The organism is Flexivirga sp. YIM B11880 (assembly GCF_058148645.1).
This window is the reverse complement of the sequence record NZ_JBMAMH010000006.1, coordinates 62,536-88,605: the sequence shown is the minus strand read 5'-3', so window position 1 is coordinate 88,605 and position 26,070 is coordinate 62,536. Positions and strand designations below refer to the sequence as shown.

Below are 26,070 nucleotides of genomic sequence, written 5' to 3'. Positions count from 1 at the left end.
GCGGCATCGAACGACCCCAATGGTTTCCGGCGACGCCGCTCGCCGATTGTCACCAGGCGACGCGGGTAACTTACGAACATGTCGTCCCGTCGTCTGCTGCGTTGTTGTCGACCCCTGGTTGTCCTGTGTGCCGTTGCGCTCTTGGCCGCCGGCTGCGCTTCCCCGTCCCTGACGATGTCGGACTATCAGACCAAGACGCGGACGACGGCCCGGGCGGTCGCCGGCATCGCCGGAGTCGCGCGCACCGGTGCCGAGCAGTGGTCGCGGGGCCAGCTGACCCGGGAGTATGCCGACACGATGATCACCGAGGCGGAGACGGACGTGGGTTCGATCATCTCCACCTACGACAGCCGCCAACCGCCCACCAGCGCAGCGATCGCGCTGAAGAACAAGCTCGACAAACCCCTGCAGCAGGTCTCGAGTGCCTTGACGGATCTGCGGATTGCACTGCGTCGTGGTGATCGTGCCGGAGTCGCCAAGGCCGCCGCGGCGTTGGTCAAGCCGCGCGCACTGCTCAACGGCATGGAGCAGGTGGGCCTGTGAAGAAGGTCTTCATCGTCACGCTCGGCCTGGTCACCGCGATCGGCGGGTTCGTGGACATCGGCAACATCGTCACCAGCGGCGTGACCGGCGCCCGCTTCTCCATGTCGCTGACCTGGGCGATCGTGGTCGGCACCATCGGGATGACGGTGTATGCCGAGATGGCCGGCCGGGTGACCGCAGTCGCTCAGCGGCCGGTGTTCCATGTCGTTCGCGAGCGGCTCGGCGTCCGCTTCGGCGCCTTCAACCTGCTGGCGTGCTGCATCCTGAACCTGCTCACCCTCGCCGCGGAGGTCGGCGGTGTCGGGCTGGCGCTCCAACTGGCCAGCGACGTCAACTACCTGCTGTGGGTGCCGTTGATCGCGCTGGCCATGTGGGGCGTGATCTGGCGGCTGCCGTTCAACGCGATCGAGCGGATCTTCGGTGTGGTCGGCCTCGCCCTGCTCGTGTTCGTGCTCGCACTGTTCTGGCTGCCGACCGACTGGGGCACCCTCGCCCACAGCGCCCTGCACCCGTCGGTGCCGTCGAACGAGGCCTACACCACCTACTTCTTCTACGCCGCGTCCCTCATCGGCGCCTGCCTGGTGCCCTACCAGATCATCTTCTTCTCCTCCGGCGGGATCGAGGAGCAGTGGACCACCAAGTCGATGCTGCAGATGCGCCTCAACACGATCGTCGGCTTCCCGCTCGGCGGGATCCTCAGCGTCGCGATCATGGCCACCTCGGCCGTCGTGCTGCAACCGCTCGGCGCCGACGGCGGACACCTGAGTCAGGTGGGTCTCCCGGTCGCCATCGCCTTCGGAAAGATCGGCCTTGCCTTCGCGCTCGTCGGCTTCTTCGCCGCCACGTTCGTAGCCGGCGCCGAGTCCACCATGTCGACCGGTTATGCAGTGGCGCAGTATTTCGGGTGGTCGTGGGGCAAGTGGCACAAGCCATCGGCCGCGCCGCAGTTCCACGTCATCTGCCTGCTCACGGTGATCGCCGGCACGCTCCTCACACTGACCACGATCGACCCCGTGACACTCACCATCGTGTCGGTGGTGCTGGGCGCCGCCGCCATACCCCTGACCTTCCTGCCAGTGCTCGTGGTCGCCAACGACCGCGACTACCTGGGCAAATACGTCAACGGCAAGTTCGCCAACATCATGGGAGTGTGCTTCCTGCTGATCATCGGCGTCGTCTCCATCGTCACCCTGCCGTTGCTGTTCTGGACCCGAGGAGGTTCCTGATGACCGAGTGGGAGTGGCAAGCAGCTGCTGTGGGTCAACTCCTCGACGTCCAGATCTACGCGGCCGACGGTGAGCCGGTGGGCAAGGTCGACGACCTGGAGTTCACCCGCCCACCAGACGGAGGTGCTCCGGTGCTGACCGCATTGCTCAGTGGTCCCACCGCATTCGGCCCGCGCGTCGGCGGCATCGTCGGCCTGCTCATCTGGGCGGTCGGCAGCCGGCTCTCACGCAAGGAAGGAGAACCGGCGCGCATCCCGATGAGCGCCGTGGCGGCGGTCAATCGCCGGGAGATCCGCTTGCGGGAGAGCGCGCCGACGGAGCAGCTGAAGCGACTGACCGACTGGACACGGGACAACATCGTGCGACCGATCCCGGGAGGAAACCGATGAGAACGCTCGACCTGATCGGCGCAGAGGTCCGTAACGAGCGGGGGGAGCAGCTCGGCATCGTGCACGACCTCCTGCTGGCGTCCGGTGCACCGCCGCTGGCCGACTCGAGCGAGCCGGCCTTCGCGATCAGCGAGCTCGTGGTCGGCCCGGCCGGCATCGGCCACCGGCTCGGCTATGGCCGAGGCGAGATGAACGGGCCGTGGCCCCTGACGCTGATCCTGAAGCGACTGGCGGCGCGCTCGACGCAGATCCCGTGGTCCCAGGTGGTGGAGTGTGCGTCACGCCGAATCACGGTGCGGAGCAACGGCAGCGCCGATGTGTTGGAGGAGAACTCATGACGCAGAACGGCGGTCTCGACGTGCTGATCGCGTGCGTCACCTTCGGCGTGTTGCTCGCCCTGCTGGGTTGGGTGGTGCTGCGCCATCACGACGACCCGGTGAGCCGGGCGATGCGCTCGGACGAGAACGGATCGGTCCACGCCGGATCGAGCGACGCGCAAGGCGGGTCGCCCGGCGTGCCGAACGACGCCGACACCGACGACCACACCTCGGCCTAGGAGCTCTCGAGCAAGCCGAGCAGCTCGCGTTCGACGCGTCGGCGGACCGAAGCGCTGTGCTGCAGCACCGGCCCGCGACACCGCCCCACGGTGCGGCCGGTGCGCTCGTAACCGCGCAGCAGGCGCGGATCGACATAGCTGTCCCTTGCCACCGGGATGGTGTCACCGAGTGCTTCGGCAGCGTCGGCGACCGCATCACGGACGTGCGCGGACCGTTCCGCTTCCGGTGCGCCGGCATCCTTCGCCAGCGACTCGGCGGCTGCGACGTTGGCGGCCCAGGTCCGCAGATCCTTCACCGAGAACTCCGCGCCGGTGAGTGCGTGGAATCGTTCGGTCACCATGCCGCTGGTCACGTGTCGCCATACGCCGTCCTCGTGGAAGGAGAGCAGGTAGTCGTCCGGGTGCCGATGCCGGGCGAGCGCCACAATCCGCTCCCGCAGCAGTGCATCGGGCACCTTCACCTCGGCGAGCTCTCCGCCCTTCGCGGGGAACTCCAGGGTGAGGCCGGCTCCCGGGTGCTTCACGTGCCGGATCAACAGCGTCGCCACGCCGTGGGATCCGTTCTCCTGCTCGTAGATCTCGGAGCCGATCCGCACCGCGCCGGTGTCCAGGAGGAGCAGGGCGAGCGCCTCGACCCCCGATCGGGGGGCGCTCCGCGCGCTGCTCCAGCCCGTCAGCTCGGCCCGCAGCTGCCGCCGTATCCGAGGCAGCCGGCGCCCGAGTCGCACGACCCGTTCGAACTTCTCCGCATCCCGCTGGGCCCGCCACTCGGGGTGATAGAGGTACTGGGTGCGTCCGGCGGCATCGACGCCCGTGGCAAGCAGATGGGACCGCGGGTGAGTGGTGATCCACACCTGCTTCCAGGCGGGTGGGATCGCGAGTCCTTCGATCCAGGCACGTGTTTCGGGATCGACCAGCTGCCCGGAAGGATCGCGGTAGGCGAATCCTCGACCCGCGCGGCGGCGGCTGATGCCCGGTTCGGCAGGATCAGCACGCCGCAGCGTCACGATCACCGGTGGCGAGGGTGGTGGCCCGGAGCTGCCGGATCTGTTCGACGACGATGCGTTCCTGGTCGATGACGTCCTGCAGAACGGGGTTGACGGCGGCGCTGCCGTCGCCGGGCGCCGCCGCCGGGACGGTGCGTGCCGCGTCTTCGAGCGCTGCCAGTTTGGCGATGAGGGTACGTAGGTTGTCGGTCATCAGGTCCTCCCGAGCGAGCGATGTGGTGGAGTCGTGCGCGATGTGATCGGTGACAACGGTCACCACACCGACTCACGGCCGCGGTGACGGCCGGAGGTCGCGGTTCGCCGCCGGGTGTCGAGCACACGCAGCAGGTCATCGAGGTCGCGTCCCATGGCCGCGCGGTCACGGACGATCCACGGGGTCTCCCGCGCGAACATCAGCAGCCCGCGCGCGAGCGCACGCCGTGACGGCGTGGTCCGGACGATGAACCAGGTCCACGCGGAGGCACTGCGCACCGGCCGGTGCAGCCAGGCGTTGACCAGGGTGTTGCGGACCCCGAAATGCCGCAGCCTCGGTGCGTTCACGCAACTCGGGTAGTGGTGGACCACGACCTCCGGGACGTAGCGCATCCGCCATCCACGCCGCAGCAGCGGAACGGCAACGGTCTCCTCTTCTCCGCCGATGAAGAAACGGCGATCGTAGCCGCCCACCTCGAGGAAGGCCGCACGTCGGACCACGACCGCACCGGCCATGAAGCCGAGCAGGACCTTGCCGGGAATGTCGTCCTCCCCGATGAGCGGACTCTGCTCCATCTCCCGGGAAATCGGGTCGAGCCGCTCTTCCTCGCCCACCAGGATCCGTGCGTTGACGACGGCCAGCTTCGGATGGCGATCGAGCAGGTCGACCGCACGCTCGAGTCCGGCCGCTTCGTACCAGCCGTCGTCGTCGCAGAATGCGATGTATGGCGTTGCGGCCTGCTCGGCCCCGATGTTGCGGGCCGCCGCGCCGAGATTGCTGGCCAATGCGGTCACGGGTATGCCGTGCCGGCGTAGCCGCGCGACGGTGTCGTCGGTTGAGGCGTTGTCGACCGCGATCACCGGCACGTCGAGCCGCAGCAGCTCGCGGACCGTCCGATCGATCCATCCGGCGCAGTCGTGGGTGAGGAGTACGACGGTGAGGTTGCGGGTCCGCGCTGCACGCGCCGGCGGCGAGATCGTCGCCGGCGCGGTCACGACGCGGTGCCGATGTCGTCGTAGTCCTCGACAGCGAGGGCGTCACGCAACCGGCGCAGGATGTCGGCCAGCAGCCGGGAGACCTGCATCTGGCTCACCCCGATCCGCTCGCCGATCTGCCGTTGCGTGAGGTTGTCCACGAACCGCAACCGCACGATGAGCCGGTCCCGCGCCTTCAACGTGCGGAGCACCGGACGGAGCGTCTCGAACGCCTCGACGCGCTCGAGGTCGGTCGGCGCCTCGCCGAGTGTGTCGCACAACGACACACCACTGTCGCGGTCGACGGGTGCGTCCATGGAACGCGCGACGTATTGAGCATCGACGGCTTGGGCGTGCTCGACATCGCGGATGGTGAGCCCGAGTTCGTTCGCCACCTCCGTGCAGTTGGGATCGCGACCGAGCTCCTGGGAGAGCCGCTCATAGCACGCGCGCACCGCCAGACTCTGCTCCTGCAACTGCCGCGGTGGCCGGACCGCCCAGCCGTGGTCGCGGAAGTGTCGTTTGAGTTCGCCGGTGATCGTTGGCACCGCGAACGCCAGGAAACCGGAACCCTGGCCGGGCCGGTAGCGACGCACGGCCTGCACGAGGCCGAGCAGCGCGACCTGTTCGAGGTCTTCGCGCTCGAGGCCGCGGTGGTCGTAGCGGTGGGCGATGGAGGTGGCGAGCGCCAGGTGGTCGAGAACGACCTCATGGCGCAGCCGCGCTGCTGTCTTGCGATTTGCGTGCTGGGCCTTGTTGAGGAGGTACTCGGCCCGGTCGCTCCGCTTCTGGGACGAACAGCTGATGACTGTTGTGTGCGGCATGGCCCATGTCTTCCACGAGAAACCACACCGACCACATGTCTTGAGCCGGCACGTATGACCAGCGTTACACGAAGAACCATCTCCCACAAGTCCCCCGGCGAAGTGTCGGCCGAAACTTGTTTCGGCACAGGACTATTCGTTGTCGAATTGCTTCCTGGAAGGTACGGCCAGTGACCGTGGTCGGTCGACCGACTCGGCAGAGCCGGTGTTCGCGCGGATGATTCGACGTCATACCGATGGGGTACGGACCGGGGCATGCGAGTGCTCGGGATCAATGCCTTGTTCCACGATCCGTCGGCCGCCCTGGTGGTCGACGGCCGGATTGTTGCGGCGGCGGAGGAAGAACGGTTCAGCCGTCGCAAGCACGGCAAACGACCGGTGCCGTTCGCGGCCTGGGAGCTGCCGACGAATGCCATGGCGTGGTGTCTGCAGCGCGGTGGTCTGTCAGCGGGCGACCTGGACGCCGTGGCGTATTCCTACGACCCTGCCCTCGCCGCTCCGGCGGACCAGCTCGGGCTCGACGACCCCTGGGACTGGCTGCGGCAGCGGTATGCCGAGCGGGCCCCGCAGTTCATCGCGGACGCGCTCGGTGAGTTGCCGCCGGGCGTGTTCCGGTTCGTGCCGCACCACGTCGCACATGCTGCCTCCGCCGGGCTCATCCGCGCCGGCCAGGACGCGGACAGCCACGCCAGCGTGCTCGTGGTGGACGGGCGAGGAGAGTGCGCGTCCCACCTGGCCGGCGAGTACGAGGCAGGGAAGCTGAACACGCTTGCGGCTCAGCGGCTCCCGGACTCACTCGGCCTCGTCTACGAGTCGCTCACCGAGCACTTGGGCTTCCTGCGGTCCAGTGACGAGTACAAGGTCATGGCGCTCGCAGCGTACGGCCGTCCCCGGCACGTCGGCGAGATCCGGGAAAGCATCCACGCCACCGGCGACGGGGGTTTCTTCGCCCGCGTGCCGGATTGGCGCCGGTGGGCGCCGGCTCGCGGCGATGACGAGGACTGGTCGGCGCAGCATGCGGATCTCGCCGCGTCCGTCCAGGCCTGCCTGGAAGAGACGTTGCTCGAACTCACGGTGTGGTTGCACGCGCAGACCGGCAACGACCATCTCACGATGGCCGGCGGCACCGCGCTCAACTGTGTTGCGAACTCACGGCTTTGGCGTGAGTCACCGTTCAAGTCGGTGTGGGTGCAACCGGCCGCCGGCGATGCCGGCACGGCTCTCGGCGCGGCCCTGGCGGCGTCCGAGGACGTGCGGCAGCAGGGCGGTGCTCCGTTCCCGACCGCTGCACTCGGCCGCGAGTGGAGCCGACAAGAACTGGCAGCGGAGTTGCGGCGCGCCAACGTCCCGTTCGAGACGCCGGACGATCTCGCGACAGTCGTGGCCGCCGAGCTGGCGAACGACGGTGTGGTCGCGTGGTTCACCGGCCGGAGCGAGTTCGGTCCCCGGGCGCTGGGACAGCGCTCGCTGCTGGCGCACCCGGGCAATCCGGACAACCTGCGCAAGCTCAACGACATCAAGGGCCGCGAGCAGTTCCGGCCGGTCGCCCCGATGGTGCGCATCGAACGCGCCGACGAGGTGTTCAGCGACGGACCGCTCCCGAGCCCGTACATGCTCTTCGTGCACCGGGTGAATCCGCAGTGGCAGGAACGCATTCCGGCGGTGACCCATGTCGACGGCACCGCGCGGGCGCAAACCGTCGACCCGGAGGTCCAGCCGCAGCTCGCGGCCATGCTGGCCCGTTTCGACGAGCTCACCGGGCTGCCGGTCGTGATCAACACCAGCCTCAACACGGCCGGCCGCCCCATGGTGGACACGCCGCGGGAGGCACTGGAGATCTTCGGCTCCGCGCCGGTCGATCTGCTGGTGCTCGGACCGCACGTGATCCGTCGCCGAAGCCTTTTCGGAGGTGACGATGCGTAACGGAACCGCGGACTACGCGGTGGTCGTACCGACCGTCGGCCGCGCAAGCCTGCAGACGACACTGGCCGGTCTCGCCGCGCAGCACCACCCGCCCGCCGAGGTCGTCGTGGTCGATGACCGGCCGACTGACGGCGCGCCGTTGTCGGCCCCCGCCGCGCTCACCGCCGGTCGCCGCACCCGGATCGTGCGCGGGCCCGCTCGGGGCCCGGCCGCGGCGCGCAACCTGGGCTGGCGCATCACCGCCGCGCCGTGGGTGGTGTTCGTCGACGACGACGTCGTGCTCCCTCCTCACTGGTCGCAAGGTTTGGTCCGCGACCTCGCCGCTGCCGACGACGATGTGGCGGGCATCCAGGCGTCGCTCGAGGTGCCGCTCCCCCGCCATCGCCGGCCCACCGACTGGGAGCGCAGCACCGCCGGTCTCGCCACTTCCCACTGGATCACGGCGGAAATGGCGTTCCGGAGGTCAGCGCTGGAGGACGTCAGCGGGTTCGACGAGCGCTTCCCACGGGCATACCGCGAGGACGCGGACCTCGCCCTGCGATTGCGGAACGCCGGCTGGCGGCTGTGCAAGAGCGACCGGAAGGTCGTCCATCCGGTGCGTCCGGCCGGCATGTGGGCGAGTGTCCGGGCCCAGCGCGGCAACGCCGACGACGCGCTGATGCGCCGGCTGCACGGACCGTCGTGGCGCGCCGCGGCCGGAGCCGGCCGTGGCCGGATGCGCTGGCACCTGACGACGGTCGCGTTCGGAGGTGTCGCGCTCGCCGGTGCCGCTGCGCGAACTCGGTGGAGCCGGCGGCTGGCCCTCGGTGCGGCGCTCGGCTGGGCCGCGACGACCGCCGAGTTCGCCGCGCGCCGCATCGTGCCGGGTCCGCGAACCCCGGCGGAGGTGCTGCGTATGGCTGTCACGACGCCGCTGATCCCGTGGTGCGCGGTCGCCCACGCGGTCCGCGGGCATGTGCGGCACCGCCGGGCGGAGCCGTGGCCGCTGCCGATCCGCGCCGTGCTGTTCGACCGGGACGGAACACTGATCGAGAACGACGAGCAGCCGGCGCACCCGGCGACGATCCACCCGCTCGACGGCGCGGCGGAGGCGGTCACGAAACTTCGGGCCCACGGCATCGCCACCGGGGTGGTCACGAACCAGTCGGCGGTCGGCGAGGGCCGCATCACACCGACGCACCTGGCCATCCGGAACTCCGCTGTGGACAAGGCGATCGGACCGTTCGACACCTGGCAGGCGTGCCCCCACCGTGCCACCGACGGCTGCGGCTGCCGCAAGCCGGCGCCGGGCATGGTGCGGACGGCGGCCCGTGCGCTCGGAGTGTCGCCGCTGCAGTGTGTCGTCGTCGGTGACACCGAGGGTGACCTGCTCGCCGCCCGGCGGGCGGGTGCGCGCGACGTCCTGGTGCCCAACGCGGCCACGCGGCGCAGTGAGATCGATGACGCCCCTCACGTGGCAGCCGATCTGCCAGCGGCGGTCTCCTGGGTGCTGCGGGAGGCCCAGCCGTGACGCGGGTGCTCGTGGTGCGGATGGACGGCATGGGCGACGTGCTGCTGACCGGTCCCGCGGTGCGTGCCGTCGCTGCTCGGGCCGCCCAGGTGGACTATCTCGCGTCGACCGCGGGGGCCGCAGCGGCGGAGCTGCTGCCCGGAGTCGTCGACGTCCTGGGCTACGACGCACCCTGGGTGGGAGCACCGTGTCACTCGTCGTTCGCCGGCGAATTGTCCGTGTTGGTACGGCAACTGCGCGGCCGGTATGACGAGGCGATCATCTTCACCTCGTTCCACCAGAGCCCCCTGCCGGCCGCGATGGTATGCCGACTGGCGGGCATCCCGCGCGTCGTCGGCAGCAGCGACGACAGCCCCGGCGGGCTGCTCGACGTCCGGCACCGAAGGCTGGGCGGTGACACCGACGACGACGGCAGCCCGCGAGGTGGGCATGAGGTGGTGGCCGCGCTCCGCCTCGTGGCGGCAGCCGGCTACGCGCTGCCGCCCGGCGACGACGGGCGCCTCCGCCTCACGGCCGCCCAACCCGAGCCGAAGGACCTGCCCCGACCGGGTTACGTGGTGGTGCACCCGGGTGCGTCGGTGCCGTCTCGCGGTCTCGGCCGTGACCTCACCCGTGACGCGGTCGAATCCCTTGTCGAGGCAGGGCATCGGATCGTGCTGACCGGTGACCGTGCCGACCACGAGCTGGTGCAGGACCTGCACGGTCCGGCGATCACCGACCTGATCGGCCACACCGACCTGCGCCGGCTCCGGCTGGTGCTCGGCGGCGCCGCCGCGGCGGTCGTCGGCAACACCGGCGCGGCGCACCTCGCCGCCGCGGTCGGCACACCCGTCGTGTCAGTCTTCGCACCGGTCGTTCCGAGCGAACGCTGGCGGCCCTGGGGCGTGCGACACGTCCTGCTCGGCGACCAGCACGCGCCGTGCGCCGGAACCCGGGCCCGCGCCTGCCCGGTGCCCGGACACCCTTGCGTGAGCGTGCTTTCCGGCGAACGGGTCGTCGACGCGGTGCACGAACTCACCGTCGCAGAGCAACTGGTCGAGGAGGCGTCATGCGCATCCTGATGTGGCACGTCCACGGCTCGTGGACCACTGCCTTCGTTCAGGGCCGGCACGAGGTCGTGCTGCCCGTCGACGACACCCGTGGTCCCGACGGCCGCGGACGTGCCCGCACCTGGGACTGGCCGCAGCGTGTCCGCGAGGTGCCGGCCGACGAACTCGCGCGTGAGGAGTTCGATTGCATCCTCCTGCAGCGCCCGCACGAGGTGGAGCTGTGCCGGCAGTGGACGGGGCGCCGACCAGGGGTGGACGTCCCGGCTCTGTATGTCGAGCACAACACGCCGAACGGTCGAGCTGCGACGACCCGGCATCCCATGGCGGAGCAGAACGCCGTCTCGGTGGTCCACGTCACTCACTTCAACCGCTTGATGTGGGACTGCGGGCACGCTCCGACCACCGTCGTCGAACACGGCGTCGTCGACCCGGGCTATCGCTACACCGGAGAAGACCCGGCGCTCGCGTCCGTGGTCAACGAGCCGGTCCGGCGCGGCCGCGTCGTGGGCACCGACCTGCTGCTGGAACTGGCCACCCGCCGGCCGCTCGACGTCTACGGCATGGGCATGCAGGAACTCGCGGCCGCGGCGACGGCAGCCGGACTGGACTCGTGGCGGTGCCACCTGCACGACGACCTGCCACAGGACGTCCTGCTGGACCGGCTCCCGCATCACCGTGCCTACCTGCACGTGTGCCGGTGGACCAGCCTCGGGCTGTCGCTCATCGAAGCGATGCTGCTCGGGATGCCGGTCCTCGCGGTCGACACGACCGAGGCGTCGGCCGCGGTGCCCCCTGATGCCGGTCTCGTCTCCAGCGACGTCGGCGCGCTGATGCGCCGCGCCGACGAGTGGACGCACGATCCGGAATGCGCACGGCAGGCGGGTCGGGCCGCTCGTCGGCACGCGCTCGAAAGATATGGCCTGGCAAGGTTTTTGGCCGACTGGGACCTCCTACTGGAAAGGGCAACATCATGAAGATCGCGATGATCTCGGAACATGCCAGCCCGATCGCAACGCTGGGTGGTGTCGACGCCGGAGGACAGAACGTGCACGTCGCGGCCCTCGCGACGCATCTTGCGGGTCGCGGACACGATGTGACTGTGTACACCCGGAGAGATCGTCCGTTGGACGACCTCCCCGAGCGCGTGGCCCTCGCCGATGGTGTGACGGTCGTCAACGTCCCCGTCGGGCCGTCCCGTCACGTGCCGAAGGACGACCTGCTGCCCCTGATGAACGACTTCTCCGACTGGATGCAGGCGGACTGGGCGCGGCACGGGCGACCGGACATCATGCACGCGCACTTCTGGATGTCCGGCCTGGCCGCCGTCCGTGCCGCGGACGCCACCGGCGTGCCGATGGCACAGACCTTTCATGCTCTCGGCACGGTGAAGCGCCGCCACCAGGGCGCGGAGGACACCAGTCCGCCCTCGCGCATCGCCGACGAGGCCCGCGTCGGGCAGCGCGCCGACGTGATCATCGCGACCTGTACGGACGAGGTCGCCGAGCTGGAGCGGTCCGGCGTGGACACGACACGAACCCGAGTGGTTCCGTGTGGGGTGGACACCTCGCTCTTCCGGCCGGGCGAACACTCCGGGCGCAACACCGCACGGGGCCCGCTGCTGCTCAGCGTCGCGCGCCTCGTCCCCCGCAAGGGCATCGAGACCGCGATCCAGGCGCTGCCACACCTGCCGACCGCCCGGCTGCTGGTGATCGGCGGACCGGACCGGTCGGAGTTGGCGTCCGACCCCGAGGCCGTCCGCCTGCAGCGGATCGCCACCTCCCTCGGCGTGCTGGGACGCGTCCGCTTCGCCGGCAGCGTCGCCCATGACCGGATGCCCTCGGCATACCACGCCTGCGACGTCGTGGTCGCCAGCCCGTGGTACGAGCCATTCGGCATCACACCCGTCGAAGCGGCGGCATGTGGCCGGCCGGTGGTGGGTTCCGCCGTCGGCGGTCTGCTCGACACCGTCGTGCACGAGCGGACCGGCCTCCTGGTGCCACCACGCGACCCCGACGCGCTCGCCGCCGCCGTCGCGCGCATCACCTCCTCACCGCGCATGTCCCGCAACTACGGAGTGCGCGCCGCGGAGCGGGCACACGAACGGTATGCCTGGCCGCGCATCGCCGAGCAGACCGAACAGGTCTTCCACGAGACGCTGGACCGCTCTCGGTCCGTGGCCGGGTCGGTGACGTCATGACACCCGGCGCGAACCGGCAACGTCAGGTCGTCGTGGTGGGCGACCTGCTGCTCGACCGCGACGTCGTCGGCCGGGCCGAGCGGCTCTGCCCGGACGCGCCGGCACCGGTCGTCGACGTCGACACCGTGGCCAGTGGTCCCGGCGGCGCCGGGCTGGCCGCGGTCATCTGCGCGCGGCAGGGTGCGCACGTCACCCTCGTCGCGCCGGTCGCCGCAGATGCGTATGGCGCAGAGTTGCGCGAGCTGCTCGCCGCCGAGGACGTCAGCGTGGTCGCACTGGACCACGCCGGCCCGACGCGCTGCAAGACGCGCGTGCGGGCGGGCGGTTACTCGCTGGCCAGGTTCGACGAGGGCGGCCCCGGCACACCGGGCTCGCGCGTCCCGGATGAAGCGCTCGACCGCATCGCGGCCGCCGACGCCGTGCTGGTGTCCGACTACGGCGCCGGGACCTCGGCACACCACGGGCTGCGGGCGGCGCTGGAGCAGCGGGCGCGGGAGGACCGGATCGTCGTGTGGGACCCCCACCCGCGCGGCGGTCCACCGGTCACCGGCGTCACGCTCGTGACGCCGAACCTCGACGAGGCGCGTGGTGCGACCGCCGGGGATTCCTCGTCGTGGGACGGCGCCCAACTAGCCGCCGAACTGCACCGGAAGTGGGAGGTGTGCGCTGTCTGCGTCACCTCCGGTGCGCAGGGCGCGTGGTTGGCGACCACGTCGCCCGAGCCCTACTTCGCCCCGGCACCGTCCGTCGCCGCGGGGGACCCGTGCGGTGCCGGAGACTGCCTCGCCGCCACCGCGACGGTGGCCCTCGCCTCGGGCGCCACTCCCCCCGAGGCCGTCAGTCGAGCGGTGCAACAGGCGTCCCGCTGGGTTGAGCGTGGCGGGACGACCGGCTTCCGGGAGCGCACCGCGCCACCAGCCGTCAGCCGGCCGAAAACCGCTCCTTCCCGGGCCGACGGCGTCGTCGTCGCGACCGGCGGATGTTTCGACGTCCTGCACGCCGGGCATCTGGCTTCCTTGGAGGCGGCGCGACGACTCGGTGACAGCCTGGTCGTGCTGCTGAACTCCGACGAGTCGGTCCGCCGGCTCAAGGGGCCCGGCCGGCCGGTCCAGCCCGTGGAGGACCGGGCCCGGCTGCTGCGCGCGCTGTCGATCGTGGACGACGTGGTCGTCTTCGACGAGGACGATCCGCGCGACGCGCTGCGCCACGTGCGCCCGGACATCTGGGCCAAGGGCGGCGACTACGACGCGAACTCGCTGCCCGAGGCGGAGGTCGTCCGCTCCTGGGGCGGACGGGTCGTGCTCCTGCCCTATCTGAACGGACGCTCCACCACATCACTGCTTCGGCGACACCAGGAAAGGAACATTCATGACAACGTCAGCTGACATCGGCACGGTTCTCGTGACCGGAGGCGCGAGCGGGCTCGGAGCAGCCGTCGCGCAGGCGGTGCTGAAGGAGGGCGGCACCCCCGTCGTCCTCGACATCAACACCCCGGAAGCCGAACTACCGCACGTCGAGGTCGATCTGGCGGACACCCGGGCGACCGAGGCGGCGGTGTCCCGGGCGATCGAGCAGCACGGGGCGCCGACCGCGGTGGTGACCGCCGCGGGCACCGACGTCTGTGGTGCCTTGGACGCGGTGCCGGGCGAGGCGTGGGACCGCGTCCTCGCGGTGAACCTGCTCGGCACGGCGGCCGTCATACGAGCCGCGTTGCCGCACCTGCGATCGGGGCACGGCCGCGTCGTCACCATCGCGTCCACCCTGGGTCTGCGGCCGGCCGGGGACGCCACGGCATACTGCGCCTCCAAACACGGGATCGTCGGCTTCAGCCGGGCCCTCGCCATGGAACTGGCCGGTGAGGTCGGCGTCACGATGATCGTGCCCGGCGGGATGCGCACGCACTTCTTCGACGGCCGGCCCGAGCAGTACCGCCCAGGACCGGACGCCGACCTGATGGATCCGGAGGACGTGGCGGCAGCGGTTCTGACGGCGCTGCGTCAGCCCGCAGGTGCCGAGATCCGCGAGCTGATCGTCACTGCCCCGACGGAGCCGTCGTGGCCCTGACCGGCTGATCGGTGGTCGAGGGCGTCGGCCGCGCGTCCCGAGCGAAGACGGGCGTCATACCGAGGGCAGGCTTCAGCGGGCCAGCCACGAGGTCGCTGCGCTCACCATCGTGGAGAACGGGCCGTACGCGACCAGCTCGTCCTCCTCGACGGCCCGCGCGACCGCACCCAGCGCCTGAGCGATCGTCAACCGCTCCGTCTCGTCCAACTCGCCGAAGAGCGGCAGCTCGGAGCGCTCCTCGGCCTCGGCGTGATGGGTGACCGCCTCCTCCAAGAGGGCGAACTGCATGTTGTGCTCGTAGGTGCCGTACTCGAAACCTTGAAGCCGCTCCACGAGCTGGGTCGCCTGCTGCTCCTCCTCCATCCGGTCCTCACCGACGCCGACCACCCCTCCCCCGGCGCGTAGCAGTGCCGGGTGCACTGTCAGCTGTTCGGCGGCCTCGTGCATCGCCAGGAGTTGCAACAAGTGCCGGGTGGCGTCCTGTTTCGTCGCGTCCGACGCGGTCTTGGCGGCGTGAAACGCCGCGCGGATCATGCCGTGCTGTGCCGTGACCGCGCCGGCGATCTCCGTCGCGGTGGGTACCTCGCCGATGTTCCTCTGCCTGGAGTCCATGTCGCCCGACATACCCGCTCGAGAGCGCGCCGACACTGCTACGAGCGCCGACGCGATGCGTGACTTCGGGCAGAACGGGTAGGACCGGACCGGCAGGCCGACCGGCAACGCAACGAACGGAGATGATCCCGATGCCCGGCAAGAAACGTGGAAATCCCGGTCCGTCGGTGAAGGACCCCGAGCTCTACGAGGAACTGCGCGAGGAGGGCAACAGCAAGGAGAAGTCGGCGCGCATCGCCAATGCGGCCGCGGCCTCGTCCCGCTCTGAAGTCGGCCGCAAGGGCGGCGAACACCCGGCATACGAGGACTGGACGAAGAAGGATCTGATGCACCGGGCCGCGGAGATCGGCATCGACGGCCGGTCGTCGATGAACAAGGACGAACTCATCGATGCGCTCCGGGAACACTGAGCCGGGCAGCGGTGATCGTCCGTGGTGGATGAGTGCCGTCTGTTACGAGATCTACCCGCGATCCTTCGCCGACTCCGACGGCGACGGCCAGGGCGACCTCGGCGGCGTGCGGGCCCACCTGGACTACCTGGAGTGGCTCGGGATCGACGCCCTGTGGCTGTGCCCGTTCTACCCGTCGCCGATGGCCGACAACGGGTATGACATCGCCGAGTTCTGCGGCGTCGATCCCCTCTTCGGGTCGCTGGAGGAGTTCGACCGGCTGCTGCACGACGCCCACCAGCGCGGCATCCGGGTGCTGATCGACTGGGTGCCCAACCACACCAGCGACCAGCACCCGTGGTTCGTCGACGCCAGGTCGAGCCGGGATGCCGAACACCGTGACTGGTACTACTGGCGGGACCGGCCGACCAACTGGCGGTCGGCGATCGACCTCGGCAGCACTTGGACTCTCGACGAGGCGACCGAGCAGTACTACCTGCACTTCTTCCTCCCCCAGCAGCCGGACCTCAACTGGACGAACCCGGACGTCGTCGAGGCCATGCACGAGACGTTGCGGTTCTGGCTGGACCGCGGCGTCGACGGTTTCCGCATCGACTCGACCCAGTGCCTCGGCAAGGACCTGACGTTCTCCGACAACGACCGCAGTCTGGCCGGCGAACCGATCAATTCCTTCAACGACCAGCCGCAGACGCACCAGCTGCTGCGCGACATCCGCACGGTGGTCACCAAGGCCGACCCCGAAGCGGTCCTGGTCGGTGAGGTGAACCTGCGCCGCGAGGCCTCGATCGTCGAGTACTACGGACGCGGTGACGAGTTGCACCTCACCTTCAACTTCCCGCCGCTGGACGCGCCGTGGGACCCGATCGTCTGGCGGTCGATCATCGCCGAGATCGAGCACCGCCTCGGCCCGGCCGACGCGTGGCCGGTGTGGACCCTTGCCAATCATGACAATTCGCGGGTTCGGACTCGGTATGGCGGATCGCTCGACCGGGCACGCGCATCCGTCGTGCTGCTCTTCTCGCTGCGCGGGACCGTCTTCGTCTATCAGGGTGAGGAGCTCGGCCTCGCCGACGTCGACCTGCGCAGGTCCCAGTGGCGCGACCCAGGCGGCCGGGACGGTTCGCGCGGGCCGATCCCGTGGACGCGGCAGCCGCCGCACGGCTGGGACGGTGCGGAGCCGTGGCTGCCATTCTCACCCGACTCGGACGAGCACAGCGTGGAAGCGCAACGGGCAGATCAGGATTCGATCCTGCACCTGACCCGGCGGCTGATCCGGCTGCGCTCGAGCAGCCCGGCGCTGCGCTACGGCGCATGGTCCGAACTGGACATCACCCGGGGCGTGCTCGGCTTCCGGCGCGAGCTGGACGACGAGGCGTTCGTCTGCCTGGTCAACTTCACCGATTCGGAGCGGGAGGTGCCACTGGACGGCGAGTGGGAGGTGCACGTGGACAGTCGCGCGTTCCGTGGCGAGGCGGAGCTCGAGCCGTATGACGGGAAGCTCGCGCCGGACCAGGCGCTCCTGCTCGCACCGGCGACACCGGCCGGGCGCGAGCAGACCGACGTCGAGCCGCACGCGCACCGCCGTACGGAAGCGAATCGGTATGACTGACAAGGCAACCAGCGACGTATGGTGGCGCAACGCGATCTGCTACTGCCTCGATGTGAAGACCTTCGCGGACTCCACCGGGAACGGGTGGGGCGACCTGCCGGGCCTCACCGAGCGGCTGGCCTACCTGCGTGAACTCGGTGTCGACTGCCTCTGGCTGATGCCGTGTCACCCGTCCCCACTCCGGGACGACGGCTACGACGTCACCGACTACTACACGGTCGACCCGCGGATCGGCTCGCTCGGCGACTTCGTCGAGATGATGCGCACCGCACACACCCTCGGCATCCGGGTCATCATGGACCTGGTCGTCAACCACACCTCGATCGATCATCCCTGGTTCCAGCAGGCACGTAGCGACCCGGAGTCGCCATACCGCGACTTCTACCTGTGGTCGAAGGACAAACCACCGGACGCCCACCCGCCGGTGTTCCCAGGCGAACAGACCGAGACCTGGACGTGGGACGAGAAGGCACAGCGCTACTACTTCCACCACTACTACGACTTCTCGCCCGACCTGGCGTTCATGAACGACCGGGTGCACGACGAGGTGCACAAGATCCTCGGTTTCTGGCTGGAGCTCGGTGTCGACGGCTTCCGGGTGGACTCGCTGCCCTTCCTCATCGACAAGCCCGGCTCCGGCGAGTCGACGGACGAGCGTCACGAGCACCTGGAGGTCATGCGGGACTTCCTCAGCAGACGCCGCGGCTCCGCGGTACTGCTCGGCGAGGCCAACGTGCCGCGCGATGAGCAGCGACGCTTCTTCGGACCGCTGGAGTGCCCCCGGGAGTCGACCGAGACCCACCTGCTGTTCGACTTCGCCATGCAGGGTGCGCTCTGGCTCGCGCTCGCCCGGCAGTCGGCCGCGCCGATCGTCGGGACGCTCGCCGAGCGCCCCGTGCTGCCCCATGGTTGTGCGTATGCCGTCTTCGCCCGCCACCACGACGAACTCACCTTCGAGAACGTCCTGTCCAAGGAGGAGGAGCAGGAGGTCTGGGACGCCTTCGACCCCGACGGCGCCGGCCGCATCTACGACCGTGGACTGCGCCGCCGGTTGGCGTCCTTGGTGGACGACGACACCGACCGGATCCGGCTGTTGCTCCAGCTCGTGCTCTCGCTGCCCGGTATGCCGATCGTTCTGTACGGCGACGAGATCGGCCTGCGCGACAACCTGTCACTGCCCGCGCGACTCGCGTCCCGGGTGCCGATGCCGTGGACCGTCGAGCACGGCTTCTCGACCGCTCCGGAGGACGAGTGGATCCGGCAGCCGTCCGACCCGCCGCCCGGGCCGGAGGAAACGGTCGCCGGCCAGCAGTATCGCGACGACAGCATGTGGTCGGACGTGCGTCGCGCGATCACGGCTCGCCGCGAGTGCGCCGAGATCGGCCACGGGGAGTGCAGCACGCTGCCCACGGACGACGACGCCGTGCTGGCGCTGCGCTACGACTGGCTGGGCCGCTCGGTCGTCGTGCTGCACAATCTGTCCGGCCACGAGATCAAGCGAGCGGTCGACCCCGACGACCTGCCGGACGGACCCTACCGGGTGCTCGGCAACAGCCCGAGCCGGCAGGACGACCCCACTCCGGAGCACATCGTGCGGCTCGGTCCCTACGAGTCGCGCTGGATCCGCGCCGAACCGCCCGCCCGGCGGCGCCATCCCGTGTGAGGTTCAGGTGGATCGCCGGCGATGGCGGCGGGAGTCCAGCGAGGTGACGACGTGCAGGCCGGACGGCTCGGAAGAGGCTTCGTCGACGACGAACTGCGACACGTCCTTGAGCCGGTAGCCGTGCCCCGGAGCCGGCGAGCGCGGGGCCGTCATACGGCCGTCGTGGACCGTGGGGGCGCCCTCGACCAATTGCGCTTCGACCGCCACGTGATCGCTGAACCACTCGACGTGCCGGACTGCGTCGTCGGCAAGGGCGAGCGGCAGGTGCAGGGCCGGGGCGCAGTGCGCCGAGACCGGCACGTGGGCGGCGTGCGCGTATGCCGCACAGCGCCGCCACCCGGTGAACCCGCCGCACCGTGTGACGTCGAGCTGGAGGCAGTCCACCGCCTCACACATCGAGCGGGCGTCGGACAGCTCCGCGACATACTCCCCCGCCGCGACGTCGAGACTCAGACCGTCCCGTAGCGCAGCCAGTCCGCGCAGGTCCTCGCTCGACACGGGCTCCTCGAACCAGGTGACACCGAGCAGGTCGAGATCCTGACCGACGTGCATCGCCTGGGAGCGCGAATAGGCGCCGTTCGCGTCCACCATGACATCGGCGTCACCGTTCACCAGCGTCATAACGCGCGCCGCACGGTCCAGGTCCCGTATGACGTTGCGTCCCCAGTCCTCCCCGATCTTCACCTTGACCGCTGCGCATCCCGCACTGAGCCACTCGGCAACCTGGGCGTCGAGTTGCTCCATGCTCATCGAGGTGAAGCCGCCGGAACCGTACACCGGGACCGAGTCGCGATGGCTACCCCACAGCTCCGCCAGCGGCACGCCGAGCAGCTTGCTGCGCAGGTCCCAGAGTGCGATGTCGACGGCGCTGATCGCGGCCAGGACGATGCCGCGCGTCCCGAAGTTGCGGCAGGCACGGTGCATCTGCGCCCAGAGCCGCCCGGGGCTGGACGGGTCCGCACCCAGCACCTCCCGCGCGAGGACCGACCGGATGAGTTCCACGGCCGCGGGCGAGGTGTACGACCAGCCGAGCCCGACGCGCGAGCCGGCACGGATCTCGACGGTCACGACGTCTGTGTGGTCCCACGTCAGGGTCCCGTCGCTCTGCGGCGCCGCCGTGGGGAACGACAGCGCGCGTACTTCCACCTGGTCCACCACCGCTGCAGGCGTCATGGCCGCCGAATACCCGGCCGTTCGTAGTCACATTCGCTCCGCCGCGCCGGTTTCCACGCCTTGAGCGACGGGTAGGGCACCGAATCAGCGTTGAAAGGAGCGCGAACTCATGAGCGAGCGCAGCGAGCGACCAAAGGCACAGGCGAATGACGGAGCGCGACGAAGGAGCGCCAGGTCATGAGCGACTCGCAGGACACCCGGCCGGACCTCGACTTCTGCACGGAGCTGGGCCAACAGCTACGGCTCGACTCAGTGGTGATGAGTGACCGGGCGGGATCGGGCCATCCGACCTCCTCGATGTCGGCGGCCGACCTCATGGCGGTGCTGCTGTGCCGGCACCTGCGCTCCGACCTCAATGACGACCCGCACAACGACCACCTGATCTTCTCCAAGGGTCACGCCTCACCGCTGTACTACGCAATGCTGCACGCCGCCGGCGTGATCGACGAGCAGGAACTGCGCACCTACCGGCAGTTCGGCAGCAGACTGGAGGGTCACCCGACGCCGCGGATCCCGCCGACCGATGTCGCGACCGGATCACTCGGCCAGGGGCTGCCGATCGGTGTCGGAATAGCCTTGGCCGGAAAGGAATTGGACCGCTTGCCCTATCGGGTCTGGGTGTTGTGCGGCGACTCGGAGATGGCCGAGGGCTCGATCTGGGAGGCGTTCCAGTATGCCGGCTGGCGCGGCCTGGACAACCTCACCGCGATCATCGACGTCAACCGGCTGGGCCAGACGCGGGAGACCATGCTGGGGCACGACCTGTCGGAGTATGCCGAGCGGGCGACGGCCTTCGGCTGGCACCCGATCACGGTCGACGGACACGACGTGGCGGCCATCGACCGTGCGTACGACGAGGCTGAGGGAGTCACCGGGAAGCCGACGGTGATCATCGCGCGGACGCTCAAGGGCAAGGGCGTCAAGGAGACCGAGGACCAACCGGGCAAGCACGGCAAGCCGCTCGAGGACGCGACGGCGGCGGTTCAGGAGCTGGGCGGCTTCCGCGATCTCGAGGTGGAGGTGCAGCCTCCCGACACGAGCGCGCAGCCGCACCGCTTCCCGACCAAGAGCGCCGACCGTCCGGGCTGGGAGGTCGGTGCCGAGGGCTCGACCCGGGAGGCGTATGGCGCGGCGCTGGCCTGGCTCGGCATGTCGCGTGAGGACATCGTGGCCCTCGACGGGGAAGTGTCGAACTCCACGCACTCGGCCGATTTCGCCGAGGTCGAGCCGGACCGCTACTTCGAGATGTTCATCGCCGAGCAGCAGATGGCCGCCGCGGCGGTCGGGATCGGCACCCGTGGCTGGACGCCGTTCGCGTCCACCTTCGGCGCGTTCTGGGCCCGCGCCTACGACTTCGTGCGGATGGCCGCCGTGTCCCGGGCCGATCTGCGGTTGTGCGGATCGCATGCCGGCGTCTCCATCGGCGCGGACGGGCCGTCGCAGATGGCGCTGGAGGACATGGCATCCCTGCGGGCCATCCACGGCAGCGCCGTGCTGCATCCGTCCGACGCCAACCAGGTGACCGGACTGCTGGAGGAGATGGCCGACCGCAGCGGTATCACCTACCTGCGGGTGCTGCGCGGGAAGACCACCGTCCGCACCCCGGCCGACGAGCCGGTCCGGATCGGTGGCAGCCGCACCCTGCGGGAGGACGTTGACGACGACGTGACCCTGATCGCCTGCGGCGTCACCGTGGACGAGGCGATGGATGCCGCGGAAACGCTTGCCAAGCAAGGGATCTCGGCGCGCGTCATCGACTGCTACTCGGTCAAGCCGCTCGATGAGGAGACGGTCCGCCGCGCGGCCGCCGAGACAGGCGCGATCGTCACCGTCGAGGACCACCGTGCCGAGGGAGGTCTCGGCGACGCGGTGCTCGCCGTGCTGGCCGACGCGCCGGACCGGCCGCCGGTGGTCAAGCTCGCCGTGGACATCATGCCGACGTCGGGCACTCCGGAGGAGCTGATGCGAGCGGCCGGGATCGATGCGGAAGCCATCGTCGACGCTGCCCGGAACGTGTGCGCCGAACAGCCGGCGCGTGCTGGCGACGACTCGGCGTGATCGTCGGTCGGTGATCATCAGTCGGTGATCGTCCGTCGCGCGACTCGGGCCGTCAGTCGTCCGATTCGAGTTCGGGAAGGATGACCGAACCGTAGAAGTTGATCATCTCGCGGTAGTGCGGACCCATGTTGCCGATGGCGATCGTGTCGTAGCCCGCGTCGACGAACGGACGGATCGCGGCCAGGTGGGCTTCCGGATCGGCGCCGGCGGCAACCGATTTCGCCGTCATGTCCCGGGTGACCAGTTGGGACGCCTGCTCGAAGTGCTGCGGCGAGGGCAGCACCTGGCCCAGCTCACCGGGCACACCGGAGTTGGCCCAGAGCCGGTGCGCGTGGTCGATGCCTTCCTCCTCGGTCGGCGCGAAGGCCACCTTGAGTCCTGCCTCCGCAGGTGCGTGCGTTCCCTTCGCCGACCGAAACCGTTCCACTGCACCGGCATCCGGGTTCATCGAGATGAAGCCGTCGGCGATCTTGCCGGCGAGATCGATGGCCTTGGGACCGAAGCCGGACATGTAGATCTTCGGCGGCTCCTCCGGAAGCGAGTACACCCGGGCGGTGTCGACCGTGTAGTACTGCCCTTCGTGGGAGACGACTTCACCGGTCCACAACCGGCGGATGACGTCCACGGCCTCCTCCAGCATGTCCAGCCGGGTCTGCTCGTGCGGCCACACGTCGCCGGTGATGTGCTCGTTCAGCGCTTCACCGGTGCCGACACCGAGGGTGAACCGACCGTTGAGGAGCACAGCGCTCGATGCGGCCGCCTGGGCGATGATCGCCGGGTGGATCCGCGTCGTCGGACACGTCACGGCGGTCATCACGGGCAGCTCGCACGCCTGCGACACAGCACCGATGATCGACCAGACGAACGCGCTCTGCCCCTGCTCGTCGTTCCACGGGTGGTAATGATCACTGATCCACAAGCAGTCGAAGCCGGCGTCTGCCGCGGCCCATGCCTGGTCGACGAGCTCGTACGGGGTGTATTCCTCGCACGAGAGGAAATAGCCGATCCGCATGTGGGTCCTCCAACGTGGTGGCGTGGCTGCTCACGGTGGGGTACCCGCGGGTTCGAGCAGCAAAACCGCGCAAGGCCGCAGTCACTCGGTCCAGCTGGTGGCGATCCGCAGACAGCGGCGCAGCCCGTCGGCGGTGCGTTGCATGACGAACGGCGCGTTCTCCGGCACGGCGTCCTCCAGCAATTCACGGGTCCGGTGCACCAGGTCCTCGTCGGGTATGCCGTGACGCGACTGGGCGATCACATCCCGCAACGCCGCGGTTGCCTGCGCCAGCCGGGCGCTGTCGGCTCGCCGCAGGGGCGTGCGTTCCTCGAGCATCTCGAGGGCCAGGTCCTCCAGCAGACTCGCCGCCCGGTCGGTGAACGTCGCGAGTGCCAGGACGTCCGTATGCTCCTGGCGCCAGCGCCGTCGCCGCGGGTTGCCGTGTTGCGCCCGCCGAGCCTGCGCTCGTGCTGTCCGTAGCCGTTGCCGTGTCTCGGGCAGATCGGCGAGGGCCGCCTCGACGGCCTCGGCGCGCGCGTCGATCGACTCCTCGTCGGCGTCCACCAGGTCGACCAGGGAGCTCAGCACACGGACGATCTGCTGCCGGACCGCCCGTGTCGCACGTTCGACCTCGTGCAGTCCGAGCGGAGCGAAGAGTGCGGTGTTGATCACCAGCCCGACCACGGCGCCGAGGGTCAGCTGGGTGACGTAACCCGCGACGTAGTGCAGCGTGTTCGTTCGTCCGGCGGTGAAGACGAACAGCGCGGCGATCGGCACCCACGAACCCTGGTCGCCGAACCGCCGCAGGCTGCCCAGCACCATGCCCACTCCGAGCGCGACCGCGACCGTCAAGGCGTCGGGTGCCGCTATCAGATGCAGCAGGACGGACACGAGGACGCCGAGGGACACGGCACAGACGGCACGCACCCCTTCGACCAAGGAGTCGTAGAGAGCGGAGTACATCACCGTCAGAGCACCCAGCGGCGCGTAGTACGCGTACTGCGGCAGGAATGCCGGCAACATCGTCGCGAGTTGCCAGGCGACACCTGCGGCGAGCGCGGTTTTCAGCGTCACTGCGACCATCCGGTGGTGCGTGCGCCGGCCCGCGCGAGCGATGCTGGATGCGCGCTCGTCGGCTCGTTCAGCCATTCCGGGGCTGTACCCCAGACCCAGCGGGTCCACTCGGTTCGACGACCGAGCAGGTGGGTACTGGGCGGTCATGACAGCTGATTCGCAGTGGATGACCGAGCACGTGCAAGACCTGCAGGCCGGCATCGAGTCGCTCGCGCGCCAGCACGAGCGCATCCGGAGTTGGGGCTCCCGGCTCGCCTCGCACCTGGTGACCGGTGGCCGCCTCCTCGTCGCGGGAAACGGCGGCAGCGCGGCCGAGGCGCAACACTTCACGGCGGAGCTGGTCGGCAGGTTCGACGAGGAGCGCCGTCCGCTGTCCGCCATCTGCCTATCTGCCGAGTCCTCAAGCGTGACAGCCATTCTCAACGACTACGGCACCGAGGAGATCTTCGCCCGGCAGGTCGCGGCGCACGGTCGCACCGGCGATGTGCTGGTGCTGCTCTCGACGAGTGGTCGCAGCCCGAACGTTCTCCGGGCGGCCGGCGTCGGCCGTGATCTCGGCTTGCGGGTCTGGGCGATGACCGGCCGGGTGCCCAACCCGCTGGCGCGCCACGCCGACGAATGCATATCGATCGCGTCGCGCTCGACAGCAGCGGTCCAGGAGGGGCACCTGATCGCCGTGCACGGCATCTGCGCGGCGGTCGACGAGTCGCTGGGCATTCGCCCGGCGCTGGACCGGGCCCGGACCGCGGACCCGGTCGGATGAGCGGAACGGACAGCACGGCTCGTCCCGGCGTCGTCTTCGACATCGACGGGACGTTGCTGGACACCAACTATCTGCATGTCGTCGCCTGGTCGGCTGCGTTCTGCGACCACGAGGTGCGTGTCGAGATGGCCGACATACACCGTTCGATCGGCATGCCGAGCGCCGCGCTGGTGGAGCGACTGGCGGGTGCGGAGCGCCCCGACCTGGTCGACGCGCACGCTGATCACTTTCAGCGCCTGCGCGAGCGCTACGGTGTGCAGCCGATGAAGAGCGCGAGCGATCTGCTCCGTCGGTGCAGTGAACTCGGCTGGACCGTGGTGCTCGCCACCAGTGCGCGCAAGGCCGACCTCGACTGGATGCTGCCGATCATCGATGCCGACGACGTGATCGCCGGCGTCACGACGTCGGAGGACGTGACGCACGGCAAGCCCGACCCCGAGGTCATGACCGAGGCCGCCCACGCGCACGGTCTGGCGACTGACGCCACGATCGCCGTAGGGGACGCGGTCTGGGACGTCGAGTCAGCCGGCCGGGCCGGTTACCCGTGCATCGGGCTCACCAGCGGCGGCATCGGCAGGTTCGAGTTGCAGCGGGCCGGAGCGGACGAGGTGTATGACGACGCGCTCGCGCTCGTCGAGCGGATACCGTCCTCCGTGCTCGGAACTCGCGCTCCGCGGGAGAACGGCTGAAGTCAGCCGAACGCCTTGACCAGCTCGCGCGTGAAGGCGGGCAGGTCGTCGGGTTTGCGGCTGGTGACGAGGGTCCAGCCGGCTGCCCGGCATATAACGACCTCGTCGACGTGCCACTCTCCCCCGGCGTTGCGGATGTCGGTCTGCAGGCTCGGCCAGCTGGTCAGTTGCTTGCCGCGCACGACGTCCGCCTCGACGAGCGTCCACGGCCCGTGGCAGATGGCGGCGACCGGCTTGCCGCTGTCGCGGAAGGCCAGCGCGAACTGCACGGCCTCACCGATCATGCGTAGCTTGTCCGGGTTGGTGGTGCCTCCCGGCAGCACGAGCGCGTCGTAGTCGTCGGCCTTCGCGTCCGCCAGCTGCACGTCGACCGGGAAGGTGTCCGCCTGCTCGACGTCGTGGTTGAAGGCCTGCACCTTCTCCGCCTCGGGACTGACCAGCACCGGTGTGCCGCCGGCGTTCTCGACCGCGTCCCACGCGCCGGTCAGCTCGACCTGCTCCACGCCGGAGGTGGCCAGGAACGCGACTTTTCGTCCTCGCAATTCATCAGTCATGCGACAGGGTTACCCA

General features: G+C 69.7%; 27 protein-coding genes. 18 read left to right on the top strand and 9 right to left on the bottom strand.

Annotated features, from left to right (window positions below; all coding sequences use genetic code 11):
* The first annotated feature begins 174 nt into the window (after positions 1-174).
* The 5 genes from ACN8HC_RS11015 to ACN8HC_RS10995 are packed head-to-tail and all read left to right on the top strand — an operon-like array spanning position 175 to position 2,714.
* On the top strand, positions 175-543 hold the full coding sequence (locus ACN8HC_RS11015; protein WP_490074881.1) for a hypothetical protein: 369 nt from the start codon (positions 175-177) through the stop codon (positions 541-543).
* Positions 540-1,769: an NRAMP family divalent metal transporter gene (locus ACN8HC_RS11010; protein WP_490074880.1), complete on the top strand. Its 1,230-nt coding sequence runs from the start codon at positions 540-542 to the stop codon at positions 1,767-1,769. Before ACN8HC_RS11015 ends, ACN8HC_RS11010 begins: the two co-directional genes overlap by 4 nt.
* Positions 1,769-2,158: a hypothetical protein gene (locus tag ACN8HC_RS11005; RefSeq protein ID WP_490074879.1), complete on the top strand. Its 390-nt coding sequence runs from the start codon at positions 1,769-1,771 to the stop codon at positions 2,156-2,158. Before ACN8HC_RS11010 ends, ACN8HC_RS11005 begins: the two co-directional genes overlap by 1 nt.
* Positions 2,155-2,496 carry a PRC-barrel domain-containing protein gene (locus ACN8HC_RS11000; protein ID WP_490074878.1) on the top strand — a complete coding sequence of 114 codons (342 nt, stop codon included), beginning with the start codon at positions 2,155-2,157 and terminating at the stop codon, positions 2,494-2,496. Before ACN8HC_RS11005 ends, ACN8HC_RS11000 begins: the two co-directional genes overlap by 4 nt.
* On the top strand, positions 2,493-2,714 hold the full coding sequence (locus tag ACN8HC_RS10995; protein WP_490074877.1) for a hypothetical protein: 222 nt from the start codon (positions 2,493-2,495) through the stop codon (positions 2,712-2,714). Before ACN8HC_RS11000 ends, ACN8HC_RS10995 begins: the two co-directional genes overlap by 4 nt.
* Here the strand turns inward: ACN8HC_RS10995 and ACN8HC_RS10990 are convergent.
* The 4 genes from ACN8HC_RS10990 to ACN8HC_RS10975 are packed head-to-tail and all read right to left on the bottom strand — an operon-like array spanning position 2,711 to position 5,712.
* Positions 2,711-3,727, bottom strand: coding sequence for a DNA topoisomerase IB (locus ACN8HC_RS10990; protein ID WP_490074876.1), 1,017 nt, complete (start codon positions 3,725-3,727; stop codon positions 2,711-2,713). The two genes, ACN8HC_RS10995 and ACN8HC_RS10990, sit on opposite strands and share 4 nt — an antisense overlap.
* Positions 3,702-3,977 carry a hypothetical protein gene (locus ACN8HC_RS10985; protein ID WP_490074875.1) on the bottom strand — a complete coding sequence of 92 codons (276 nt, stop codon included), beginning with the start codon at positions 3,975-3,977 and terminating at the stop codon, positions 3,702-3,704. Before ACN8HC_RS10985 ends, ACN8HC_RS10990 begins: the two co-directional genes overlap by 26 nt.
* A complete protein-coding gene (locus ACN8HC_RS10980; RefSeq protein ID WP_490074874.1) occupies positions 3,974-4,909 on the bottom strand; it encodes a glycosyltransferase family 2 protein in 936 nt (311 codons plus the stop codon). Before ACN8HC_RS10980 ends, ACN8HC_RS10985 begins: the two co-directional genes overlap by 4 nt.
* Positions 4,906-5,712: a SigB/SigF/SigG family RNA polymerase sigma factor gene (locus tag ACN8HC_RS10975; protein ID WP_490074873.1), complete on the bottom strand. Its 807-nt coding sequence runs from the start codon at positions 5,710-5,712 to the stop codon at positions 4,906-4,908. Before ACN8HC_RS10975 ends, ACN8HC_RS10980 begins: the two co-directional genes overlap by 4 nt.
* A 255-nt stretch (positions 5,713-5,967) precedes the next feature.
* Between ACN8HC_RS10975 and ACN8HC_RS10970 the strand changes: the two genes are divergently transcribed.
* From ACN8HC_RS10970 to ACN8HC_RS10940, 7 genes are read left to right on the top strand one after another with little or no spacing between them, the layout of a single operon-like run.
* Positions 5,968-7,635: a carbamoyltransferase family protein gene (locus ACN8HC_RS10970; RefSeq protein ID WP_490074872.1), complete on the top strand. Its 1,668-nt coding sequence runs from the start codon at positions 5,968-5,970 to the stop codon at positions 7,633-7,635.
* A complete protein-coding gene (locus ACN8HC_RS10965) occupies positions 7,628-9,145 on the top strand; it encodes an HAD-IIIA family hydrolase (protein ID WP_490074871.1) in 1,518 nt (505 codons plus the stop codon). Before ACN8HC_RS10970 ends, ACN8HC_RS10965 begins: the two co-directional genes overlap by 8 nt.
* Positions 9,142-10,206: a glycosyltransferase family 9 protein gene (locus ACN8HC_RS10960; protein WP_490074870.1), complete on the top strand. Its 1,065-nt coding sequence runs from the start codon at positions 9,142-9,144 to the stop codon at positions 10,204-10,206. Before ACN8HC_RS10965 ends, ACN8HC_RS10960 begins: the two co-directional genes overlap by 4 nt.
* Complete coding sequence (locus ACN8HC_RS10955; RefSeq protein ID WP_490074869.1) at positions 10,194-11,168, top strand: glycosyltransferase; 975 nt, start codon at positions 10,194-10,196, stop codon at positions 11,166-11,168. Before ACN8HC_RS10960 ends, ACN8HC_RS10955 begins: the two co-directional genes overlap by 13 nt.
* A complete protein-coding gene (locus ACN8HC_RS10950) occupies positions 11,165-12,391 on the top strand; it encodes a glycosyltransferase (protein ID WP_490074868.1) in 1,227 nt (408 codons plus the stop codon). Before ACN8HC_RS10955 ends, ACN8HC_RS10950 begins: the two co-directional genes overlap by 4 nt.
* The gene (locus ACN8HC_RS10945) at positions 12,388-13,776 is read left to right on the top strand and encodes a PfkB family carbohydrate kinase (RefSeq protein ID WP_490074867.1); all 1,389 of its coding nucleotides are present in this window, start codon (positions 12,388-12,390) and stop codon (positions 13,774-13,776) included. The genes ACN8HC_RS10950 and ACN8HC_RS10945 overlap by 4 nt, the downstream gene beginning before the upstream one ends.
* Positions 13,760-14,455: an SDR family oxidoreductase gene (locus ACN8HC_RS10940; RefSeq protein ID WP_490074866.1), complete on the top strand. Its 696-nt coding sequence runs from the start codon at positions 13,760-13,762 to the stop codon at positions 14,453-14,455. The genes ACN8HC_RS10945 and ACN8HC_RS10940 overlap by 17 nt, the downstream gene beginning before the upstream one ends.
* Positions 14,456-14,527: 72 nt before the next feature.
* On the opposite strand, the gene ACN8HC_RS10935 is transcribed toward ACN8HC_RS10940, so the two are convergent.
* On the bottom strand, positions 14,528-15,067 hold the full coding sequence (locus tag ACN8HC_RS10935) for a hemerythrin domain-containing protein (protein ID WP_490074865.1): 540 nt from the start codon (positions 15,065-15,067) through the stop codon (positions 14,528-14,530).
* A gap of 131 nt (positions 15,068-15,198) precedes the next feature.
* Here ACN8HC_RS10935 and ACN8HC_RS10930 point away from each other — a divergent pair, with 131 nt between their 5' ends.
* Genes ACN8HC_RS10930 through ACN8HC_RS10920 form a run of 3 tightly spaced genes read left to right on the top strand, consistent with a single transcriptional unit; the run spans position 15,199 to position 18,749 of the window.
* Positions 15,199-15,477, top strand: a complete 279-nt coding sequence (locus ACN8HC_RS10930) for a DUF7218 family protein (protein WP_490074864.1) — start codon at positions 15,199-15,201, stop codon at positions 15,475-15,477.
* The gene (locus ACN8HC_RS10925; protein WP_490074863.1) at positions 15,458-17,086 is read left to right on the top strand and encodes an alpha-amylase family glycosyl hydrolase; all 1,629 of its coding nucleotides are present in this window, start codon (positions 15,458-15,460) and stop codon (positions 17,084-17,086) included. Before ACN8HC_RS10930 ends, ACN8HC_RS10925 begins: the two co-directional genes overlap by 20 nt.
* Positions 17,079-18,749 (top strand): alpha-amylase family glycosyl hydrolase, encoded by a 1,671-nt coding sequence (locus ACN8HC_RS10920; protein ID WP_490074862.1) that lies wholly within the window; start codon positions 17,079-17,081, stop codon positions 18,747-18,749. Before ACN8HC_RS10925 ends, ACN8HC_RS10920 begins: the two co-directional genes overlap by 8 nt.
* A gap of 3 nt (positions 18,750-18,752) precedes the next feature.
* Here the strand turns inward: ACN8HC_RS10920 and ACN8HC_RS10915 are convergent, their stop codons facing one another.
* The gene (locus tag ACN8HC_RS10915) at positions 18,753-19,922 is read right to left on the bottom strand and encodes an enolase C-terminal domain-like protein (protein WP_490074861.1); all 1,170 of its coding nucleotides are present in this window, start codon (positions 19,920-19,922) and stop codon (positions 18,753-18,755) included.
* A gap of 177 nt (positions 19,923-20,099) precedes the next feature.
* Between ACN8HC_RS10915 and ACN8HC_RS10910 the strand changes: the two genes are divergently transcribed.
* Positions 20,100-21,980 carry a transketolase gene (locus ACN8HC_RS10910; protein ID WP_490074860.1) on the top strand — a complete coding sequence of 627 codons (1,881 nt, stop codon included), beginning with the start codon at positions 20,100-20,102 and terminating at the stop codon, positions 21,978-21,980.
* A 52-nt stretch (positions 21,981-22,032) separates the two neighbouring features.
* Here ACN8HC_RS10910 and ACN8HC_RS10905 read toward each other — a convergent pair whose 3' ends face one another.
* Positions 22,033-22,992, bottom strand: coding sequence for a TIGR03557 family F420-dependent LLM class oxidoreductase (locus tag ACN8HC_RS10905; RefSeq protein ID WP_490074859.1), 960 nt, complete (start codon positions 22,990-22,992; stop codon positions 22,033-22,035).
* A gap of 81 nt (positions 22,993-23,073) precedes the next feature.
* Entirely contained in the window at positions 23,074-24,123 is a 1,050-nt protein-coding gene (locus tag ACN8HC_RS10900) for an FUSC family protein (protein WP_490074858.1), read from the bottom strand.
* Between the two features lie 70 nt (positions 24,124-24,193).
* On the opposite strand from ACN8HC_RS10900, the gene ACN8HC_RS10895 reads away from it, so the two are divergent.
* Entirely contained in the window at positions 24,194-24,811 is a 618-nt protein-coding gene (locus tag ACN8HC_RS10895) for a D-sedoheptulose-7-phosphate isomerase (RefSeq protein WP_490074857.1), read from the top strand.
* Positions 24,808-25,500, top strand: coding sequence for an HAD family hydrolase (locus ACN8HC_RS10890; protein WP_490074856.1), 693 nt, complete (start codon positions 24,808-24,810; stop codon positions 25,498-25,500). Before ACN8HC_RS10895 ends, ACN8HC_RS10890 begins: the two co-directional genes overlap by 4 nt.
* Before the next feature lie 2 nt (positions 25,501-25,502).
* Here ACN8HC_RS10890 and ACN8HC_RS10885 read toward each other — a convergent pair whose 3' ends face one another.
* A complete protein-coding gene (locus ACN8HC_RS10885) occupies positions 25,503-26,054 on the bottom strand; it encodes a type 1 glutamine amidotransferase domain-containing protein (protein WP_490074855.1) in 552 nt (183 codons plus the stop codon).
* Between the last annotated feature and the right edge of the window lie 16 nt (positions 26,055-26,070).